We start from the raw sequence: 22419 nt of genomic DNA, 5'->3' as shown, positions 1-22419 counted from the left end.
TTTCTTCTTATTTTTGAGTATTTCTAAGAGTAATGTTTTCTTCGTTTCTGATTATTTTTTCGAGGTTGTGGATCTCTATATGTATTTGATGCTGTTGTTGTTCTGTAGCAATGATTTCGGGCGCCATTTCTCGTTTCTCATCAGCCGTTGCACCACTATAATACTCTCTAACCCGTTCGATGGCTTGCTGGAGTGCAGTCTGTTGAGACCGCAATTTTACCAGTTGCAGGTAGCGTTGTGCATTACCTTTCGCTTTGAAATCAGACAGTTTGTGATAATCCACATCATCGTTGATGACGAAGGTAAATTCTTCATTATCTGTATTTTTCTTTTGTCTTGCCTTGGCTTTTTCAAGTCGTTCGAGCGCTTGGTCTATATCAGGCGACACCCATGTTTCTGTGATGTCGGTAATTCGTGCGAAGTTTGTGATCTGTTCTTTGGAATAGGTTTCTGGGTCGTAGGTCTGTCTGACGTCTGATGGTACGAAAGTATAGATACACACTTTGCCATCTTCCTGTCCTCGGTCTGTGGCAAACCAACCGATACGATCATATTCGTCGATAACCATCATATAGTCGTTTGCTTCAGAATTGAAAGGCATTCCGATATTCTCTGGTGTCAAAAATCTGTCTTCTTCCGTATCGTATGTTGTCACGAAGATATCGTAACCTCCTAAGCTTTCGTCACCTTCTGCTGCGAAGTATAGGGTGACGCCGTCAGGCATCATAAAGGGATAGTTGACGTGGAAGAATTGTTTTGCATCGTTGACGCCTTGCAGCAATCTTGGTTTAGTCCATTTATTGCCTTCTTTGTCGCTTTCATAGAGATTGATAATTCCATCTTCGTCTTCTTGTGACAGGATGCATTGGTTACCAATGGCATTAAGATAGACATAGGCATTAGGTTGTTGCTGGGTGTTGAAGAAATGACTGTAGGAGTCGATGTGTCCCTCTTCTGGATTGAGATAATAGTGTTGTAGGAAGTCGTTTTTATCGACCACAATACTATCGATGACCATGATGCGTTGTGTCGCCATGGTCATTCTGTCAAGCCGTTCTTGCCATGCTGCCACCTCAGGAGACACCTGTGTCTTGTGGCGGGGTGTCTGCTTACGTTTCTGTGCTGCTCCAATGATTGTTATCATGAGCATCAGGATGATAGTCAGGCTGCGTAGTTTCATATGTGGCTTTTTCTAATTAATTTCTAAATAATAATGAATAACAAAATTACGAAATTCCTTGATGAAAGGCGAATGTCGTCACGGATATTAATATATTTTAACCGAAATCAGAGTTTTGTCATTCTGCGGTATTCTTCTTCGGTATCAATCTGTTGATTCGGATTTAATACTCTGTGAGTTTTTCTTCGGCTTCAAGGGCGTTCCAGATGGAGTAGCGTGCTTCTGGGTTGATGCTTTCCATTTGTTTGTAGAGGTCTGCTATTTCAGCCCGTTTGCTGTCTTTCTCGTATGGGCACAACTTCCGTTGTTTCTGATAGTTGTGTTGTTCTGCATAGGTTTTGATGTCAGCTTCCCGACAGAGACATAGCGGTCTGATCAGGGCGAGTGGCATTTTTTTCATGCGTAGCAAGGCTGGCATAGTAGAGAAATGTCCTTGAAACGATAGGTTCATGAGTGCAGTATGAATAATATCATCCTGATGGTGTCCTAATGCTATTTTGTTACATCCTATTTGTTGTGCGAGATTGAAAATCTGCTTACGTCTGTTCCATGAGCACAGGAAGCAAGCTGGTTTGCGAGGATTGACTGTAGGGTCGAATGCTGTTGTCACGACATGGAGTGGAACTCCTACCGATTGTGCGAAGTCTTCCAGATATTTGGTATCGCTCTCGTAGGCAATATTTTCCATTCTCACGTGTATCGCCTTCACTTCGAAGTGTGGACGTTGTATTTTTGCTCGTTTTCCCAACATTTCCAATAGGAACAAAGAATCTTTTCCTCCTGACAGGGCTACGAGAATTTTATCGCCATCTTCGATGAGGTGATATTGTGTCATAGCTTTCTGAAACTGACTTTTCAGTCTGCGTTCCAGCCGCTGTTCATCCGTAGGTATGGGCATTGGCTTTATTTGATGCCGTTTTCGTTGAGTGCTTTTGAATAGCGTGCTGCATTCTTGAGATGTTCAGCATAGGTCTTCGCAAAGTTGTGGGTACCTGAGAAGTCCTCTTTTGCGCACATATAGAGATAGTCATGGTTGACCGCATTAAGTACGGCATCTATACCTTTAATCGATGCTATCTTGATGGGACCAGGGGGCAGACCTTCGTTGATGTAAGTATTGTAGGGACTTTGGAAGCGAGTCAGTTTGTTGTATATTCGTTTCAACTCAAACTGCTTGAGTGCAAATTTCACAGTAGGGTCAGCCTGCAAGGGCATGTGGCTCTTGAGTCGGTTCAGATACATACCTGCTATCATAGGCTTTTCTGCTGTGTTAGCTGTTTCCTCGTCGATGATGCTTGCCAAGGTAGCCACTTGTACTGGCGTGAGGTTTCTGGCTTCAGCCTTAACGGTTCGTTCGCCTTTCCAGAAATGGTCGTGTTCGCGTTGCATACGTTGGAGCAGGGCATCGATACTGATGTCCCAATACACTTCGTAGGTGTCGGGTACAAACATGGCGCTGATGGTGCATGTATCATAGCCGTATTTGTTGCAGGTCTTTTCAGACAGAAGAGCTTGTGCAATAGTGGTAGAGTCAAGCATCAGTTTCTTGGAGAGCTGTGCTGCCAGTCTATCCATTGTTCTTGCTTCGGGAATGGTCAGTCGCAGGCTGGCTTGCTGTCCGTTTCTCAGTTTGCGGAACAATTTCAGCGCGCCTTCTCCTGGCGTGATAGCATATCGTCCTGTCCGTACATGCTTGCTGTAGCTGGTGTGGCGCAGCAGAGTCTTGAGTCCTGCCATCGCCATAGGCGAAGCCTGAGGTTGTATCTTGGCAAAAACAGAATCTTGCGTATCGTCTTTGTCGATGTATATATAATATGTATCCTTTTGTGCCGATACGGAGGCAAAAAAGAAGTAGGCTACAAGGGCCACGATAATCACCATACCTGCAAAAGCGGGGTAGAGAAATTTCTTATTGTTTTGAATCTTCATCATAATAAGCTGTTTTTTTCAACTGCAAAGGTACAAATAAAAATATAATCGTGAGAAGTAATCCGAATTTATTTTGTAACTTTGCCCAGAAAACCGATAGTAAAGATGAAACTCAAGTTCAGAATCAAATATGCGACATCATGGGGTGAACGTCTCTGTGTAGTTTTAAACTGTTGCAGCAAAGACGGAACTGTGCGGCAGCATCACCTTGAAATGAAGACAGATGATGGTGAATGGTGGTTGTTGGAGACTTCAGTCTTGGAGTCGCGCCAACATCCTCTTTCTCATATCGTATATGCCTATCATGTGGAAGACTCCAAAGGTTGTGTACAGCGTCGGGAATGGAATCTTGTAGCCCGTTGCTACCATTTCGATACTGCCAAAGACTATGAGTTCTGCGACCAATGGCGTGACCGTCCGTTGCTTTATCATCTTTATACCGATGCTTGTGCGGTAACGCGGCACGAACCCTTGTGTCAAGAGGTTGAGGCTCGTGTATTCCCTTTGTATCGTAAGACCTTGATGTTTCGTGTCTCTGCTCCCCAGTTGCGTTTAGGGCAGTCGGTAGCACTTTGTGGCAGCCACCCTTCCATGGGAAGCTGGAATCCCAGTCGTTTCCTGCGTATGGAATATGTGGGTCAGCATGAATGGATGTTGACCATCAATGCTGTCGGCATGTTTCTGCCTTTGGAATACAAATATATCGTGGTAGATGATGCCACCAATAGTATCGTTAGTTGGGAAGAAGGAGATAACCGCCAGGTAGAGCAGACAGAGTTGGTGGATGGTCAAGTCTATGTGATGTATGGTGAACAGTTGCGGTTGCCCGAAAAACTATGGCGTGCCGCAGGAGTTGCCATACCTGTTGCCGCCTTGCGTAGCGAACACTCGTATGGCGTGGGTGATTTTGGCGATTTGAAACATTTTATGGATTGGGTGGCACGTACCGGAATGAATGTTGTACAACTGTTGCCAATATTTGATACTACAACCAATCATCATGCTCCAGACGCCTGCCCGTATAAACCGATTAGCGGTTTTGCCCTTCATCCACATTATATAGATATTGATGCTGCAGGAACGCTCCGTTCAAAAACCGCCATGACGCAGTTTATGCGCCGCCGCCAGGAACTTAATGCGCAAGCCACAGTTGATTACGAAGCCGTGGATTGTGTAAAGACAGACTATCTCCGTCAACTCTTTGCAGAGCAAGGCAAGCGAACGCTTTCTACAGCCTCTTGTCAGACATTTGTGGCAAGTGCGAGTGAGTGGCTCAAGCCCTATGCCGACTATCGTGGTGAACCTTACGATTATGTTTGCTATGTGCAGTATCTGTTGCATAGCCAATTGAAAGCAGCAGCCGATTATGGCCGTGCCAAAGGTGTTGTCTTGAAAGGAGACCTTCCTCTCGGTATGCATCGTGAGAGTGTAGATGTCAGACAATATCCAGAGCTGTTTCGTTTGGACGGACAAATGGGAGTGTCGCCAGACCATTCTACTACGAAGGGGCAGAACTGGCAGTCGCCTACTTATCAATGGACCACAGACGGAGATTCGCGTCAACATCATATTGAAGAATGGTTGCAGAAGCGCCTCCGTCACCTGACGCAATATTTCGGAGCCATCAAGTTAGACCATATCGTAGGCTATTTCTGCCAATGGGAATTGCCAGATGATGCCGTTGATGCCCGATTAGGACATTATATTCCCTCGTTGCCTCTGACTGTTGATGAGATAGAATATTTTGGACTTCATTTCCGTCACGATCTTTTTACCCGTCCTTTCATCAACGATCATATTATCGGTCAAACGTTTGGTATTCATGCAGACTATGTTCGCGAACATTACTTGAACGCTTTGGCCTATCAACTCTATGAACTCAAGCCAGAGTTTAATACCCAACGTAAAGTTGTGCAGGCATTCTGTGGCAGAAACGATGAGAACAGCCTATGGATTCGTGACGGACTGTTGCGCTTGATCGCCAATGTGCTTTTTGTCGAGGACCATGATCAGAAAGAAATGTATCATCCTCGGATGCAGGCCGTAGAAGAACCCGTTTTCGATGCCCTTAATGCCGATGAGAAAGAAGCCTATCTGCGACTCTATTACAATTATTTTCGTCAACGCCATTCCTTCTATTGGGGACAATTGGCAACTCGCCGACTTGCTGAACTGTCTGACCATTGCCGGATGTTGGTATGTGGTGATGATCTTGGTCAACAGCCCGAAAGCGTGTCGTCAGTACTCGATACCTTGCGCTTTCTCTCGCTTGAAGTGCAACAGATGCCCAAACAGCATGGGCTGGAGTTTGCCCATCTCGAAGCCAATCCCTATCGTTCGGTAGCCACCATTTCTACTCCCGACATGGCTCCGTTACGACTATGGTGGCAGGACAATCCCGAACGTCGCCAACGCTACTATATCACCATGTTGCAGAAAGAGGGTAGGGCTCCCGAACAGTTGCCAGCCTTCTTGGCAGAAGAGATTATAGCCCGCCACCTTTATTGTCCTTCGATGCTTTGCATCTTGCAACTACAGGATTGGCTTGCTATGGATGGCGAACTCCGTCGTTCGCGTCCGCAGGATGAGCGCATCAATACACCATCAGATCCGTCTCATTGTTGGAACTATCGTATGCACATCACCATCGATCAGTTGCTTCAAGCCGATAGGCTGAATGATAAAATCCTGACCATGGTGAAACGTAGCCATCGTTACAATCCTGAATAATATCGTTATATCCCTGAATAATCAAAGAATATGAAACAGTATAAAACATATATTTTCGACCTTGACGGCACTTTGCTCAACACGTTGAATGATCTTGCCGCCTCTACCAATTATGCACTCCGACAATTCGCTATGCCCGAACACGACATAGATTCCATTCGCCGCTTCGTAGGTAATGGTGTCCGTTTGTTGATGGAGCGTGCCATACCAGATGGAGCCCGCAATCCACAGTTTGAGGAATGTTTTGCCACATTCCGCAAGCATTATATGGAACATTCACTCGACACCACAGTACCTTACGAGGGAATATCCGCTCTTATCCATGCGCTTAGCCAACGAGGCAATAACATGGCTGTGGTGAGCAATAAGTTCTATGCTGCTACCCGTGAGTTGGTGGCTCATTTCTTTCCAGAGATTCCTGTGGCTGTAGGAGAACATGAGGCAGAAGGCATTCGTAAGAAACCAGCTCCTGATACGGTAGAAGAAGCACTCCGCCTGCTGGGTGTCGGCAAAGACGATGCTGTGTATGTAGGTGATAGTGATGTGGATCTTGCAACCGCTCGCAATAGCGGTTTGCCTTGTATTAGTGTGCTGTGGGGATTCCGCGATCGTGATTTCCTCATAGAACATGGTGCTACTACGTTTGTCAATCATCCAATGGAAATAATAGCAGAAGACTAATCCCACATTCCCATGCAAGTAGTTTACGAAGACAACCATATTATTGTCGTTTATAAGGAAAGCGGCGAGATCGTTCAAGGTGACAAAACGGGTGATACTCCATTGTCAGAAACCGTAAAAGCCTATATCAAGGAGAAATACCAGAAGCCAGGAGCCGTATTTCTTGGCGTGGTCCATCGTCTTGACCGTCCTGTTAGCGGATTGGTGGTGTTTGCCCGTACTTCTAAAGCGCTATCACGACTTAACGAAATGTTTCGCAAGGGTGAGGTTCATAAAACCTATTGGGCTTTGGTTCAACCTTCAGGCAATCCTGTGACTTCCAACACTTTTGTTACCGCCACCCATTGGCTGACTCGCAATGAGAAGCAAAACAAATCGTATGCCTACGATCGTGAGGTACCCGGTTCGAAGAAGGCTGTCTTACGCTACCGTACCATCGGTCAGACCGAACGTTATCAGCTGGTAGAAGTGGAGTTGCTGACAGGACGTCATCATCAGATACGCTGCCAGTTGTCCACCTTGGGGATGCCTATCCGCGGAGACTTGAAATATGGTGCAAAGCGTAGTAATCCAGATGGAAGCATCTCGTTGTTGTCTCATCATGTGGAATTTATCCATCCTGTGTCAAAACAGAAAATAGTCCTCGACTCTCCATTACCAGACGATAAAATCTGGCATAATATTGCATTTTTCGACAAATAGCCTTGTAGTTCAGAATATTTCGCTTATTTTTGCACTACATTTTGTAAAGAACCATATATGAAGAAAGCACTTTGGTGGATCATGGGCATTCTATTGAGCCCCATCCTGTTGTTTCTTATCTTGACCGTATTGATTTATCTGCCGCCTGTTCAAAATTGGGTGGTGGACAAGGTTGCGCAGGTTGCTTCGGAAAAGACGGGCCTCACCATTACTATTGACCACGTGAACCTTTCCTTCCCCCTTGATCTCGGAGTTGATGGCATGCAGGTGGTTCAAATAGATTCTGTTACCGGACGCCCAGACACGTTGATGCGTGTTGATCGCACGGTGGTGGATGTGCAACTTTTGCCGTTGATAGACAACCGTGTGGTGATCAGTCAATTGGAAATCAATCGTGCGCAAGTCAATACCTTGGGAATGATAGCCGCAGCCCGTGTGAAGGGCGAGATCGGTCGATTCTCCGTCACCAGTCGTGGTATAGACCTTGATGATGAGACTATGGAACTGAATGGCGCCAGACTGGAAGACGGCCGGTTGGATATCGCTCTTAACGATAGTGTTCCAGAGGACACGACGACCTCTGAAAACCGTTGGAAAATCATGGCAGACAGTATTGTTGTCCACCAGACCTCGGTAGCCTTTCATATGCCCGGAGATACTATGAGTGTGGATGCCCACCTTGGACATCTTTGTGTGCGTCAGGCAGATATCGATCTGGGCACACAAACCTATATGGTGCAATCGGTTGACTGGACGAAGGGAAGTCTGCATTACGACCAGAATTTCGAACCTGTTGTCGATGGACTTGATTACAACCATTTGGCCCTCGACCAGATACATATCGGGATAGACAGCATTTACTATCATGATCCAACGTTGCGAATGACCTTCCGCGAGTTGAAAGTCAAGGAAAAATGTGGCCTCGCCATTACAGAGATGAATGGCAGGATGATGATGGCCAATGGCATGTTGCGGTTGCCATCATTCCGTTTGAAGACTCCCGATTCAGATCTTGATGTAGCCCTCGACCTTCCGTTCTCAATCATGGATGTCGGTTCGACGGAAAAACTTCGCTTGCGTCTGAATGCTCAGTTGGGAAAACAAGACCTGATGCGCTTTATGGGCATGATGCCTCAGAGTTTCCAGCGACAATGGCCCAACAGTCCGCTTACTGTAAAAGGAGTGCTTTCGGGTAATATGCTGTACATGGATTTTTCCGGTATTGACGTATCGCTTCCGACCGCCTTCCATGCCAAGGCAACAGGTTTTGTAGCCAATCTCAACACTCCCGCCCAGCTACGCTCCAAAATCCGTTTCCAGGCAGAGACGGGAAATATAGGCTTTATTACCGGTTTGTTGCCTAAGGCAATCCAACGTAATTACCGCATCCCCAATGGTATTAGAGCCAACGGCTTGTTAGAGGCAGATGCAGCCCGTTATGCAGCCGATGTCACCCTCCGTGAGGGTCGGGGAACTGTCAAGGCGAAAGGTGCGTTGAATGCCAATAATATGTCCTATTCGGCAAATCTGCAGGTGCGCCAACTCAACCTTCACCACTTCATGCCTCATGACTCCATTTATACGTTGTCAGCCGATGTCCAGGTGAAAGGTCATGGTACCGATTTCTTCTCACCACGCACTATGGCGCAGGCAGAGGTGCAGTTGCATAGCCTGGGATATGGTTCTTGGACTCTCGATAAGGCACAGGCCACGCTTGACTTGCGCCATGGCGTAGCCCATGTTGAGGTGGACAGCCGAAACCAGTTGGCTACTGGTATTGTCACGCTCGATGCGTTGATGAATAAAAAACGTCTTCAAGCCACTCTGACAACCGACCTGCAGCGTCTGGACCTTTTCCATTTGCGCATGGTCGATAATCCTCTTGTGGTAGGACTCTGTGGACATATTGATGCCAGCAGTAATCTGCAAACCACGCATTATGTGAATGGTATTTTCAACGACCTTACCATCCGCGACTCCTCTCGTGTCTATCGTCCTCGCGACATCACCCTTTTTGCCAATCTCAATCCCGATACTACAGAAGCCCGTTTGGAATGTGGCGACCTCAACTTAAAACTTAACGCTTCAGGTAGTTATGAGCACTTGATAGCCTCGCTGACACAGGTTTCCAATTCGATTATATCGCAGATGGAGCATAAGGTTATCGATCAGTCTGCCATACGCAGTCTGTTGCCTGTTATGCGTCTTCATGTGGAGAGTCAGAGCGACAACCCCATAGCCAATCTGTTGCGTACAGGTCAACATATCGACTACAAGAATTTGCATTTAGATTTGGAGACTTCGCCTCAAAAAGGCATCAACGGCGATGGTTATATCCATTCGTTAGTCTATGATGGTACGCGTCTGGATACCATCAATTTGAAACTCCTACAGTATAAAGACCAGTTGGCATTCCATGGACAGGTTCGCAATAATAAGCGCAACCCGCAGTTTGTATTCAATACCTTGTTTAATGGTGTTGTTCAGGAGCGTGGTGCCTCGGTAGGTCTGCGTTTCTATGACGACAAAAACCAGTTGGGCTTGCGTCTTGGAGCCAAGGCAGAGATGGTGGATAGCGGCATTAGTATCCATCTCTTGCCCGATCGTCCTACTTTGGGATATAAGGAGTTTTCGCTGAATAAAGACAACTATATATTCCTTGGAGCCAATAATAAGGTGAAGGCCGATATCAATCTTGTTGCCGATGATGGCACGGGTGTGAAGGTCTATTCTACAGAGAGTGATCCTGATGCGTTGCAAGACATTACGGTCAGCATGAACCGCTTCAACCTTGCCAGCATCACAGCCGTTCTTCCCTATGTACCTCGTTTGGGCGGTTTGATGGAAGGCGACTATCATGTGGTGCAACACTCTTCCGGTCGTTTCTCTGTCGTGGGAAGTGTGGCTGTTAGCGACATGGCTTATGAGGGTTGTAAATGGGGCGATATAAGTTCCGAAATCATATATCTGCAGAAAGAAGACGATGCCCATGCCGTTGAGGCGCGTCTGATGAAAGACGACGAGGAGATCGGCGTATTGTCAGGAACCTATTATAATGCCGGTGAAGGTTCGCTCGATGCTGTATTGCAGTTGCAACGTCTGCCACTCGAACTGGTTAATGGTTTCGTACCCAATCAGATTGCCGGTCTTGAGGGTTTCGCAGAAGGGGAACTGACGATAAAGGGTCCTCTCAACAAACCCCAGGTGAATGGAGAGTTGATGCTTGAGAACTCCTATCTTGTCAGCGTGCCCTACGGCATGAAATTGCGCTTCGACGACGACCCTGTGCGTATCGTAGGCTCCAACCTGTTGCTTGAGAATTTTAACGTCTATGCCCATAACGACAATCCGTTGACCATCATGGGAAACGTCAATTTCTCAGACCTTGACCATATCACGGTTGATATGCGTATGAGAGCCGCCAACTATCAGATTATTGATGCCAAGGAGAATAGTAGGAGTGAGGCGTATGGTAAAGCCTTTGTCAATTTCATGGGTCGCATGAATGGCGAACTCTCCAATCTCACGATGCGTGGAAAACTTGACGTACTTGGTTCTACAGATATGCGTTACATTCTGCGTGACTCGCCACTCTCTACCGACAACCAACTTGACGAACTGGTGAAGTTTACAGACTTTAGCGATACAACGCAGACCGTGGTGAATCGCCCAGACCTGGCAGGCTTCAATATGAATCTGACGATGGAAGTATCGAAAGGCGCACACGTGATAGCCTATCTTAATGCCGACCATTCCAACTATGTTGACTTGATGGGTGGCGGCACGTTGCGCATGACCTATAATCCAGCCGACAATCTGCAACTGACGGGTAAATACACCTTGAGTAATGGTGAGATGAAATACTCGTTGCCCGTTATTCCGCTCAAGACTTTTGTTATCCAGGATGGATCGTATATTGAGTTTACGGGCGACATGATGAATCCCACTCTTCATATCACGGCAACAGAAGCAACCAAGGCTACCGTGACGGGAAGTAATGGAGTGGGGAGGAGCGTGGACTTCACTTGTGGTGTTATCATCACCCGTACGCTCAACGATATGGGTCTTGAGTTTACCCTTGATGCGCCTGAAGACATGCAGCTTCATAGTGAGTTGCAGGCCATGAGTGTGGAACGTCGTGGCAAACTTGCCGTTTCCATGCTCACCACGGGTATGTATCTCTCTGAAGGTAATACAAATGCTTTCTCGATGAACTCAGCCCTCAGCTCGTTCCTCAATTCCGAAATCAACCAGATTACGGGTAATGCCTTGCGCACCCTTGATCTCTCCTTCGGTCTTGATAATTCTACAGATGCCGCAGGAAATATGCATACAGACTACTCGTTTAAGTTTGCCAAGCGCTTCTGGAACAACCGCCTCAAAGTGGTAGTGGGCGGCAAGGTGTCGTCGGGTAGTGAGTATCAGAATGGTACAGAGTCAGTATTTGACAATGTGACGTTGGAATATCGGTTGGACGACAGCGCCAATAAATACGTGACCTTCTTCTATGATAATAATGCCTATGACTGGCTTGACGGTTACACCCAGAAGTATGGCGCAGGATTCGTATGGAGGCGCACCTTGCAGACCTTCAGCGATATCATCCGGTTCCGTAGTGGCAATACGCCCCTATATGTTCCACCAACGCCTATGCGTACTGATAGCCTGAAGCGTGATAGCGTGAGGGTGGTGAACCTTAACAAATAATTCTCGATTATGATGCATTCAACAATCAAACGATCCATTTATCTGCTGACAGGTGCTGTGGTGATTAGTGCCTGTAGTATGACCAAGGGTGTGCCTGACGACGACCAGCTCTTCATCGGATTAACGAAAATCAACTATACCGACTATGAAGAGAACGATAATTATTCTGCTACAAGAGAAGAGATAGACGCAGCCTTGGCAACAGCTCCTAATGGTGCGATAATGGGTAGCAGCTATCATCGCCTTCCTTTCTCCTTCGGTCTTTCGGTATGGAATGCTTTTTCTGCCGACAGTTCTGGTCTTGGTCATTGGATGAATAAGACGTTTGGCAAACAGCCTGTCCTCATGTCGTGGGTCAATCCTCAGTTGCGTGCACAGGTTGCCAAAAGTGTGTTGCGCAATCATGGTTATTTCCATGGAAATGTTGACGCAGAAGTGGTCTTGCAAAACAACATGAAAACAGCCAAGATCGGCTATGATGTGTCGTTCGGTCATCTCTTCACCTTAGATAGTGTGCGTTATGTGGGATTTAACCGTGAGGCAGACAGCCTGATCCATGCCACATCAGCCTCTGCCATTGTGCGCAAGGGTGATCCTTTCGTGGTGGCTAATCTCGATGGGGAGCGTAGCCGAATCAGCAATCTGCTCCGCAATAATGGCTACTATTATTACCAGCCCAGCTACGCCTCTTATCTGGCAGACACCTTTGCTGTGGACGGTAAGGTGCAGTTGCGCTTCCAGTTGGCAGAGGAGACACCAGCTCAGGCCCGTCACAAGTGGTATATCGGTCGTGTGAATATCAATATGCGCAAAACGTATAATGAGGCATTTACCGATTCTATGGTTTACCGCTATTTGACCATCCGTTATGCCGGTCGGCGCCCACCGGTTCGTCCGCGTGTCATTATAGCCGATATGAAAATTCGTCCGCGCCAGCTCTATAGCTATGACGATTACTTGCAGAGTGCCCAGAAAATCAATGCGATGGGATTGTTTTCCTCTACCGAGTTTCAGTTTACGCCGCGTGACAATTCGCCCTCTTGCGATACGCTGGACTTGACACTCAATTGCACCTTCGACAAACCGTGGGATTCGTATATCGAAACCAATTTCAATGGTAGTGCGATAGGTCGCGTGGGACCAGAGGTCAAACTTGGACTGGTGCGTCGCAATGCCTTCCATGGTGGCGAGAAGATAGATCTGTCGGTTCATGGATCCTATGAGTGGGCTACCAACAGCAGTTCCAGCATGAGCAACTACGAGTATGGCTTTGATGCGAGCATAGAGTTTCCACGCCTTATTGCACCATATTTTGGCGGTAATAGCACGCAACGCTATACGCTGCCCGACGGTCGCACGGTGCGCCTTCCTCGCCGGTTCTACGCAACACCCTCTACCGTTGCCAAGGTGTCGAGCAATACCATCCGTCGGCCTGGCTATTACAAGATGCATATTGTGAGTGGTAAGTGGGCATACAACTGGCAGACCTCTGCCACCAGCAAACATGAGTTCTCGCCGCTTACGGTGAAATACCAGTTTATGAATAGCCATACCGCCGAGTTTGACAAGGTGATGGAAGAGAATCCCTATCTCCGTGCCACCATGCAAGACTATTTCGTGCCAGAGATGCGCTATAGCTATACCTATACCAGTCCTTCTACGTTGCGTCATCCTGTGAGATGGACCGCCACGGTGTCTGAGTCGGGCAACTTCACTTCGTTGGCGCTTCTTGCCTTTGGTAAGAAATGGAACGAGAGAGAAAAGAAACTTTTCAAGAACCCTTATTCGCAGTTTGTCAAGATCGAAACGGATTTTACCAAAATATGGACGCTTGATGCTTCTTCGCAGTTGTTGGGACATGTCAACGCGGGTGTGCTCTATTGTTTCGGAAATACCGACTGGGCGCCCAATACCGAACTGTTTTATGTGGGTGGTGCCAATAGCATCCGTGCCTTTTCTGTGCGTGGTATAGGTCCTGGCAGCTTCCCTGGCATCGAGGATAAAGCCATGTCCTATCTGATGCAGAATGGTGATATCAAATTGGTGTGCAATCTTGAGTATCGCCGTAATCTTTTCGGCAGTCTCTATGGAGCTGTATTCCTTGACGCTGGTAATGTTTGGAATGTCCGCGACAACTATGGCACTTCAGTTCCTTATGCCACCACCAAGTTCAAGATTCAGAATGTGCTTCGTGAGATGGCTGTCGGCACGGGTCTTGGTTTGCGCTACGACCTCGACTTTCTTGTGTTGCGTCTCGACTGGGGTATCGGTATTCATGTGCCTTACGATACGGGCAAGGGTGGTATTTACAATGTTGATGGTTTCAAAAAGAACCAGACCCTCCATTTTGCTATCGGATATCCATTCTGATTTCTCGGAAGTGGTATTGTTCGGCCATCTGGATTAACGCAGGATGCTTCCTTGTGCGTTCGGGTTATCATCGGGATATGTTCGGGTTTTGCTGTTTCATGATGTGATATTTTCTCGCTCTCCACATTCCCACATCGTGGTATTCTCCTGTTCTGTTCCTTGTTTCTCCCAACTTTGTCCCATCATTGTCCGCTCAATATTGGGACTTAGTGTGGAGTCACTTGTGACTAACTGAGGAGTTGACCATGTCTGTGTGCGGGCGGAATGTTTTGTGCGAAAGTGATTCTCTCTTGAACCACGTTGCAAAGATACAACATCCCCCCAAACCAATCATACGTTTCTATACGTTTCTTGCGATTCGAGGACATTTTTATTATGAAATGTTTGCATGCCCATGAATAACCTTGTTTCACAAGGCGGAAACCTGTTTATACGGCTTTGACACCAAGGAGATGGAAATCCGCAGATTACACATTCTCTCCAAAATCCTAATGAGCGATTGGGCGTAATAGGCGTTTGAAAGTCGTAGTAGATGGTTTCAGTTATAGTTGAAAAAACACCATTTTTTGCAGTCTGACTGGGTTATAAAATGTGTCCAGTACATCCCAAAATCCATTTCAATGGTATCCAGAACGCATGAATGAGTGCGTTTTCTGTGTTTTGCATGGAAGGTGGAAATCATCGGAACAAGGGGGGCGAACTCGATTTTTGAGGATTTCATGAATAAAATAGCCCAAAAATGGGGTTTTTACCAGGATTTTGCGGCTTTGGAATGCTGATTTTGCTGGTAGCGCTGGGATATTCCTGCATTCTCTTATTACGTAAATTATTGATAATATGGCTCTTAGATGGATTCTTGATTGCGTAAATCTTCCAATTCCAGTTCTTCCAATTAATTTTTCGAGGGTGCTTTTTTCTCTTATTATATATATAACTATTTAATTATTAATAAGTTATAAGACTCTAAAATGAGGGTTTGCGTTTTCATACCCTTTATTGGAATTTGGAAGAACTGGAATATTGGAAGATTTGTCTTTTCTGATATGTCCAATTTCTGGTCCATAACTTCTTCCTCTCCAAAGCCATTCATGGTGTATGCAAAGGGTGGGATAAAACAAAAAGAAGCCCCTTCCTGCGTATGATAGAAGGGTCTTCTTAGTATGGAGTAAATGCTTGTAGTGCTATTTTTGGTCGAGAGCTTCGTAGCGTGAATGTTTGCTGATGTATTCCGGTACGATTTCCTTCATCTTCCTTACGGTGTTCATGTCGTCGTAAGCAGCGGAAATCTGGTATAGTTCGGTAATGCTCTGCTGTGCCTCTTCGTATTCGTAGCTACGAACCTCGGCAATACGTATTTTTTCGTGGAACGAAGGCTTGGTGTTTTCTTTCTCGTTGAGCACTTCCTCATAGAGTTTCTCGCCTTCGCGGAGTCCCGTGTATTTGATTTCTACGTTTTTGGCTCCGCTCAACTGTATCATGCGCTTTGCCAAGTCGGCAATAAGTACAGGTTCTCCCATGTCGAACACGAATATCTCGCCACCCTTACCATGTGTTCCAGCTTCGAGCACCAGTTTGCAAGCCTCTGGTATAAGCATGAAATAGCGGATGATCTTTGGGTGTGTGACGGTCAATGGACCGCCAGCCTCCAGTTGTTTACGGAATAGCGGAATGACAGATCCGTTGGAACCGAGCACGTTTCCGAAGCGTGTGGTGACAAACTGCGTGATGCCTTTGATTTTACCGTCTTTGATGGCCTTGTCAAGGCTTTGCACATAGATTTCGCAGATACGCTTCGAACAACCCATTACGTTTGTGGGATTGACCGCTTTGTCGGTAGAGATCATCACAAACTTCTTGATATTGTATTTCACGCTGAGGTCTGCAATGATTTTGGTGCCCCATACGTTGTTTTGAATGCTTTCGCTGGGGTTGTCTTCCATCATTGGCACGTGTTTGTAGGCAGCAGCATGGAAAACGTAATCAGGCTGGAACGTGCTGAAAATCTCCTCCATGCGTTTCTCTTTGCAGATAGAGGTCACTACGGTATGTGCCACGATGTCAGGATATTCGTTGCTCATCATCAGTCTGATGTCGTGTTGTGGAGTCTCAGCCTGGTCGATGAGCATCATTTCTGCGGGCTTGTAGATGGCAATCTGGCGAACCATTTCCGATCCGATAGAACCGGCAGATCCTGTGATGAGCACTTTCTTGCCTCTCAACAGGGCCCCGACGCTATTCATGTCAACCTGTATCTCATCGCGTGGCAGGAGGTCTTCAACGCTAACTTCCTTCAGTTTGATGTTGGCAAGACTGCTGTCAGTCAGTTTTCCGTTTTCAACCTGCATCTCATGGGCGCTGATTGTCATATAGATTTTGACACCGGTGGAAATCAGCGTGTTCTGCATCTCACGGTCGTTTTGGAAGTCTTTAGTGCGAGTAGGGGAGATGAGTACACCTTTGATGCCGTATTTCTTGATGATATGTGCAATATTGTCTTGGGTGTTATATACTTTCTTGCCCATCAGTCGGACATGGTGAAGTCGGTTCTCGTTGCTCTTTTCATGGGCAATGAATCCCATCAACACAAACTTGGCAGGTTGCTGGGAACGAATGTACTTGGCAAGTCCCACCGCTCCTTCCATTGTACCATAGATGAGTACGCGTACAGCCTTCTTATCCGCCAATATTACGTCGTATAGCATCTTTACCAGCACGCGAATGGTCCACATGGCTAATGTGGCAATGAGGAACATGGTGCATGTTTCGGTCAATGTGAGTATGCCTATTTTGTCAACATGCAGATACTCCATGGTGAAATGGGCTATCAGCGACAATGCCAAGCCGACGGCATTACTCATCGCCACATGCCATAAATCGACAAATGATGAGTAGCGAAGAATTCCAGAATAGGTGTGAAATATTCTGAAGCCTACGCAAGTGAGAAGTACGTAGAGCAAGAGGGTATATAGCAGTTCAAACCGATGGTCTATGAATGCTCCTGTCTTGTTGAAAATCCAATAGGTAAAGAGACCGGAGAAGAAAATAGTAGCAGTATCAATCAAGAACATGCACCAGTAGGGTAGTGCTTCTTTTTTGAAGTACCAATTCAGGATAGAGTTGAGTAGATTCATAGCTTTTCTTAAAATCTATATTATTTTTAACCGCAAAGATACGTCAAAAATATAAACTTTCTATAGTTTTGCGTTATTTTTTTTACTAAGAGGGCCGATTTTTTGAAAATATATCAAGGGGGGGGGAAATAAAGGCAATTTAATGTCCTTTTGTGAAGATTAGCATTTTGGGCAACTTCTGCCATTTCCCGTTTTTGGGAATTTTCAGCGTACTGCCACTTGTTTGTTTCAGCAGATAGGTGGAGTCGTTTTGCAAGGTGAGGGTAGCGGTGAGATCTTCGCTGCCAAAATCGTTGACCATCGTCATGACAATCTCTCGGCTTCCTTTTTTCTTGACCGATGTGATCGGCCAGCAGAAAGAATTGTGTTTCTTTCCGAGATAGCCAGGAAGTTCACCATAGATCTCTTGTCCGGGGATGATGACATTCTGGTTTTGAAAATCGATTCGCAGATATACGTCGTATTCCTCATTGGTGAGATATCCACTGAAAGTGCCCTGTGACTGTTGGGCACCGACTGTTGCGAAAATGGCTGTAAATATTATTATGAATAGTTTTCTTTTCATCTACGTATTAATTTGCCGCAAAGATAGTAAATCTATATCAATAAATATGTTTTTTGGTGAAAAATAATTGCCTAAACTCGCATGATTTTAATATTTTTAAGTAACTTTGTGGCCGTTATACATGTATATATGGGAAAAGAATTGATTAAGCCAGATTATGTCTTTGAATCGAGCTGGGAAGTTTGTAATAAAGTAGGAGGTATATATACCGTGCTTTCCAGCCGAGCTAAAACACTTCAAGATGCCATGTGCGACCGGATTATCTTCATCGGTCCAGATGTGTGGCATGATAACGAGAGTCCTTATTTTCAAGAGGAAAAGTCGCTATTGGCAGAATGGCAATGGCAGGCGAAAGAAGAGGGGCTGAAAGTAAAGGTAGGCCGTTGGGCTGTTCCTGGAAAACCTATTGCTATTTTGGTGGATTTCCAACCTTTTTTTGAGAAGAAAAATGAAATCTATGGCTGGTTATGGGAACACTATCAGGTGGATTCGCTTCATGCCTATGGCGATTATGATGAAGCATCTATGTTCTCTTATGCCGCAGCACTCGTGGTAGAAAGCATCTACCGTTGGCTGGGCAAGGAAGTTGAGGGAAAACATGTGATTTACCATGCCAACGAATGGATGTGTGGACTCGGAGCATTATATATAAATAATGTGTTGCCGCAGATCGGTACCGTTTTCACCACTCACGCCACCAGTATCGGTCGTTCAATCGCAGGCAACCAGAAGCCACTCTATGACTATCTCTTTGCCTATAATGGCGACCAGATGGCAGAAGAGCTTAATATGCAGAGCAAGCACTCTATAGAGAAGCAAACCGCTCATTATGTAGATTGTTTTACTACGGTAAGTGATATTACCGCCAATGAATGTCGTGAACTCCTTGACAAGCCCGTTGATGTGGTATTGCCAAATGGTTTCGACAACAGTTTCGTGCCTAAAGCCGCCACATTCACCAAAAAGCGCAAGGCAGCTCGCAAGCGCCTTCTTGATGTGGCTAATGCCTTATTGGGCGAATCGCTCGACGACGATACACTTATCGTTTCAACATCAGGACGTTACGAATTCCGTAATAAGGGTATTGACGTGTTTGTGGAGGCCATGAATCGTCTGCTTCGCGACAGAGAACTGAAGAAAAAGGTCTTGGCATTTATTGAAGTGCCGGGATGGGTAGGCGAGCCACGTAAGGATTTGCAGGAACGTTTGGCGAAGAACGAAAAGTATGAAACACCATTGGATGTTCCACAGCTGACCCATTGGCTGCATAATATGAGTCACGATAACGTGTTGGGCATGATGAAATACTACGATATGCACAACCGTAAGGACGATAAGGTGAAGGTCATCTTCCTGCCCTGCTATCTCGATGGACGTGACGGAATAGTCAATATGTCATATTATGATGTGGTATTGGGTAATGACCTGTGCATTTATCCATCGTATTACGAGCCATGGGGATATACTCCGCTGGAGGCCGTTGCCTTCAAAGTGCCTTGTATCACAACAGATCTGGCAGGCTTCGGACTTTGGGCTAACGGCGTGTTTGGTCATGCAGGTGAGATAGAGGATGGCGTGAAGGTCATTCATCGCACAGATTATAATTATTCTGAAGTAGCAGATGCCATCAAGGATACGGTGGCGAAATATTCGGCTATGCCGAAAAATGATGTTGAAAGTTGCCGACGCAAAGCCGATGCACTTTCGAAAAAAGCACTTTGGAGCGAGTTTATCGAATACTATTATGAGGCTTACGACATCGCTTTGCGTAAGGCTCAGAACCGTATGAACAAATAATAAATAGAGTATCAACGTATATATATAGAAAAGTATGAAAATCAAAGCAGATTACGCAAATGCTCCTCAGTGGAAGGAATTGACTGTAAAATCGACCCTTCCTGAGCAGTTGAAATGTTTGAATGAGATTGCCCACAACATGTGGTGGGTGTGGAACTATGAGGCACGCGACTTGTTCCGTGACCTTGACCCTGAGCTTTATCATGATGCCAAGCACAATCCCGTAATGCTTCTTGAGCGTCTGAGCTTTACCCGTAAAGAGGAAATCCTCAAGGACAAGGCTCTGATGAAGCGCATCCAGAGTGTTTATGCACTCTTCCGTGAATATATGGATGTTAAGCCCGACCAAACCCGTCCTTCTGTAGCTTATTTCTGCATGGAGTATGGTATCCATTCTGCCCTGAAAATCTACTCAGGCGGTCTCGGTATGTTGGCTGGTGACTATGTGAAAGAGGCTTCTGACTCTAATGTTGATATGTGTGCCGTGGGTTTCCTCTATCGTTTCGGCTATTTCACACAGAGTCTTTCTATGGACGGACAGCAGATTGCCAACTATGAGTCTCAGAACTTCGGTTCACTCCCCATCGAGCGCGAACTCGACGAGAACGGCAATCCTCTCGTAATAGATGTTCCTTACACCAACTATCAGGTTCATGCTTATGTTTGGCGTGTGAATGTGGGTCGTGTAAAGCTCTATCTGCTCGACACAGACAACGAACTGAACTCAGAATTCGACAGACCAATCACTCACTCACTCTATGGTGGCGACTGGGAAAACCGCCTGAAGCAGGAAATTCTGCTCGGTATCGGTGGTATGCTGCTGCTGAAGAAACTCGGCATTAAGAAGGATGTTTACCATTGCAACGAAGGCCATGCAGCACTTTGCAACCTGCAGCGCCTCTGTGACTATATCGATGGTGGAATGACCTTCAACGAAGCACTCGAACTCGTTCGCGCTTCTTCACTCTATACCGTTCACACTCCAGTACCTGCCGGTCACGACTACTTCGACGAAGGACTCTTCGGTAAGTATATGGGAGGCTATCCTGCAAAACTCGGTATCTCTTGGGATGAGTTCATCGGTATGGGACGTATCAACCCAGAAGACCATAACGAGCGCTTCTGCATGTCAACCTTTGCTTGCAACACTTGTCAGGAAGTAAACGGTGTATCTAAACTCCACGGATGGGTTAGTCAGCAGATGTTTGCTCCTATCTGGAACGGATACTATCCAGAGGAAAACCACGTGGGATATGTTACCAACGGTGTACACTTCCCAACATGGTGTGCTACAGAATGGCGTAAGGTTTATGGCAAGTATTTCAACGAGAACCACATGTACGATCAGTCGAACCAGAGCATCTGGGAGGCTATCTATAATGTGCCCGATGAAGAAATCTGGGAAACTCGTATGGCGCTGAAAAACAAATTGGTGTCATATATCCGCGAACAGTTCCGTGACACATGGTTGCGCAATCAGGGTGATCCCTCACGCGTGCTCAACCTGCTTGAGCGCATCAATCCTAATGCGTTGATTATCGGTTTCTGCCGTCGCTTCGCTACCTATAAGCGCGCTCACCTGTTGTTTACCGACCTCGACCGTCTGGCCAAGATCGTCAACGACCCAGAGCATCCCGTACAGTTCCTCTTCGCCGGTAAGGCTCACCCCGCAGATGGCGCAGGACAGGGACTCATCAAGAAGATTTATGAGATTAGCCAGCGTCCTGAGTTCCTCGGTAAGATCATCTTCCTTGAGGACTACGACTTCCTCTTGGCTCGTCGCCTTGTCAGCGGTGTTGATATTTGGATGAATACTCCAACTCGTCCGCTTGAGGCTTCTGGTACATCTGGTGAAAAGGCTGAGATGAATGGCGTTGTCAACCTCTCTGTACTTGATGGATGGTGGCTTGAAGGCTATCGTGAAGGTGCAGGATGGGCACTTACCGAAAAGCGTACCTATCAGAACCAGGGTCATCAGGACCAGCTCGATGCGGCTACAATCTACTCGCTACTCGAAAACGAGATTATTCCTCTTTACTATAAGAAGAACAAGAAGGGCTTCAGCGAGGGATGGATCAAGGTTATCAAGAACTCTATCGCTCAGATCGCTCCTCACTATACCATGAAGCGTCAGCTCGACGACTACTATGACAAGTTCTACACCAAAGAGGCTAAACGCTTCAAGGAAATCAGCAAGGACAACTGCCGTCTGGCTAAGGAAATTGCACAGTGGAAGGAAGTTGTTGCTGAGCGTTGGGATGCCATCAACGTCGTTTCTGCATCATGGGACTTCCCTGCAAGTGGTGCTGAAACCGGTGGTAAGTACAAGCTGACTTACGTCATCAACGAGCAAGGTCTTGAAGATGCAGTAGGATTGGAGAAGGTGAATCTCTATGTTAACAAGGAAGGACAGGAGCGTATCTTCAATGTAGAGCCTCTGAAGATGGTTGGTCATGAGGGTAACAACTATACCTTCGAAGTTGAGCTGACTCCTCAGCAGGCCGGTACCTATAAATCAGCTGTCCGCATGTATCCGAAGAACAAGAACCTGCCTCACCGTCAGGACTTCTGCTACGTGAAATGGCTTGAACTGCCCAACAACCAGTAATCTGTTGGACATTCAGATG

12 protein-coding genes are annotated in these 22419 nt (G+C 46.3%); 7 read left to right on the top strand and 5 right to left on the bottom strand.

The genetic code is table 11. From position 1 onward, the window contains the following. Positions 1–7: 7 nt before the first annotated feature. From CIK90_RS01020 to mltG, 3 genes are all read right to left on the bottom strand, one after another. Positions 8–1180, bottom strand: a complete 1173-nt coding sequence (locus CIK90_RS01020) for a hypothetical protein (protein WP_094390011.1) — start codon at positions 1178–1180, stop codon at positions 8–10. A gap of 163 nt (positions 1181–1343) precedes the next feature. After that, positions 1344–2078 (bottom strand): tRNA 2-thiocytidine biosynthesis TtcA family protein, encoded by a 735-nt coding sequence (locus tag CIK90_RS01015; RefSeq protein WP_094464095.1) that lies wholly within the window; start codon positions 2076–2078, stop codon positions 1344–1346. A gap of 5 nt (positions 2079–2083) precedes the next feature. Beyond that, complete coding sequence (gene mltG / locus CIK90_RS01010) at positions 2084–3109, bottom strand: endolytic transglycosylase MltG (protein ID WP_094390066.1); 1026 nt, start codon at positions 3107–3109, stop codon at positions 2084–2086. Between the two features lie 105 nt (positions 3110–3214). Here mltG and CIK90_RS01005 point away from each other — a divergent pair, with 105 nt between their 5' ends. From CIK90_RS01005 to CIK90_RS00985, 5 genes are read left to right on the top strand one after another with little or no spacing between them, the layout of a single operon-like run. Beyond that, complete coding sequence (locus CIK90_RS01005) at positions 3215–5839, top strand: 4-alpha-glucanotransferase (protein ID WP_094464094.1); 2625 nt, start codon at positions 3215–3217, stop codon at positions 5837–5839. A gap of 30 nt (positions 5840–5869) precedes the next feature. Beyond that, positions 5870–6520 (top strand): HAD family hydrolase, encoded by a 651-nt coding sequence (locus CIK90_RS01000; RefSeq protein WP_094436088.1) that lies wholly within the window; start codon positions 5870–5872, stop codon positions 6518–6520. A 12-nt stretch (positions 6521–6532) separates the two neighbouring features. Further along, positions 6533–7222, top strand: coding sequence for an RluA family pseudouridine synthase (locus tag CIK90_RS00995; protein ID WP_094439278.1), 690 nt, complete (start codon positions 6533–6535; stop codon positions 7220–7222). Between the two features lie 57 nt (positions 7223–7279). Further along, positions 7280–11929 (top strand): translocation/assembly module TamB domain-containing protein, encoded by a 4650-nt coding sequence (locus CIK90_RS00990; RefSeq protein WP_094464093.1) that lies wholly within the window; start codon positions 7280–7282, stop codon positions 11927–11929. A gap of 9 nt (positions 11930–11938) precedes the next feature. After that, complete coding sequence (locus tag CIK90_RS00985) at positions 11939–14299, top strand: BamA/TamA family outer membrane protein (RefSeq protein WP_371595878.1); 2361 nt, start codon at positions 11939–11941, stop codon at positions 14297–14299. 1181 nt (positions 14300–15480) lie between these two features. On the opposite strand, the gene CIK90_RS00980 is transcribed toward CIK90_RS00985, so the two are convergent. Both CIK90_RS00980 and CIK90_RS00975 read right to left on the bottom strand, forming a co-directional pair. Continuing rightward, positions 15481–17430 carry a nucleoside-diphosphate sugar epimerase/dehydratase gene (locus CIK90_RS00980; RefSeq protein ID WP_094464092.1) on the bottom strand — a complete coding sequence of 650 codons (1950 nt, stop codon included), beginning with the start codon at positions 17428–17430 and terminating at the stop codon, positions 15481–15483. Positions 17431–17569: 139 nt separating this feature from the next. Then, positions 17570–17995, bottom strand: a complete 426-nt coding sequence (locus tag CIK90_RS00975) for a hypothetical protein (protein WP_094439272.1) — start codon at positions 17993–17995, stop codon at positions 17570–17572. Positions 17996–18124: 129 nt separating this feature from the next. On the opposite strand from CIK90_RS00975, the gene CIK90_RS00970 reads away from it, so the two are divergent. Together CIK90_RS00970 and glgP are read left to right on the top strand one after the other, a co-directional pair. Then, entirely contained in the window at positions 18125–19792 is a 1668-nt protein-coding gene (locus CIK90_RS00970; RefSeq protein WP_094436098.1) for a glycogen/starch synthase, read from the top strand. Positions 19793–19826: 34 nt separating this feature from the next. Next, positions 19827–22400 (top strand): alpha-glucan family phosphorylase, encoded by a 2574-nt coding sequence (glgP, locus tag CIK90_RS00965; RefSeq protein WP_094464091.1) that lies wholly within the window; start codon positions 19827–19829, stop codon positions 22398–22400. Positions 22401–22419: the final 19 nt, after the last annotated feature.

The organism is Prevotella sp. P5-126, from assembly GCF_002251185.1.
Classification (GTDB): Bacteria; Bacteroidota; Bacteroidia; order Bacteroidales; family Bacteroidaceae; genus Prevotella.
The sequence above is the reverse complement of the archived record's forward strand: the minus strand, read 5'-3'. Positions and strand labels throughout refer to the sequence as shown.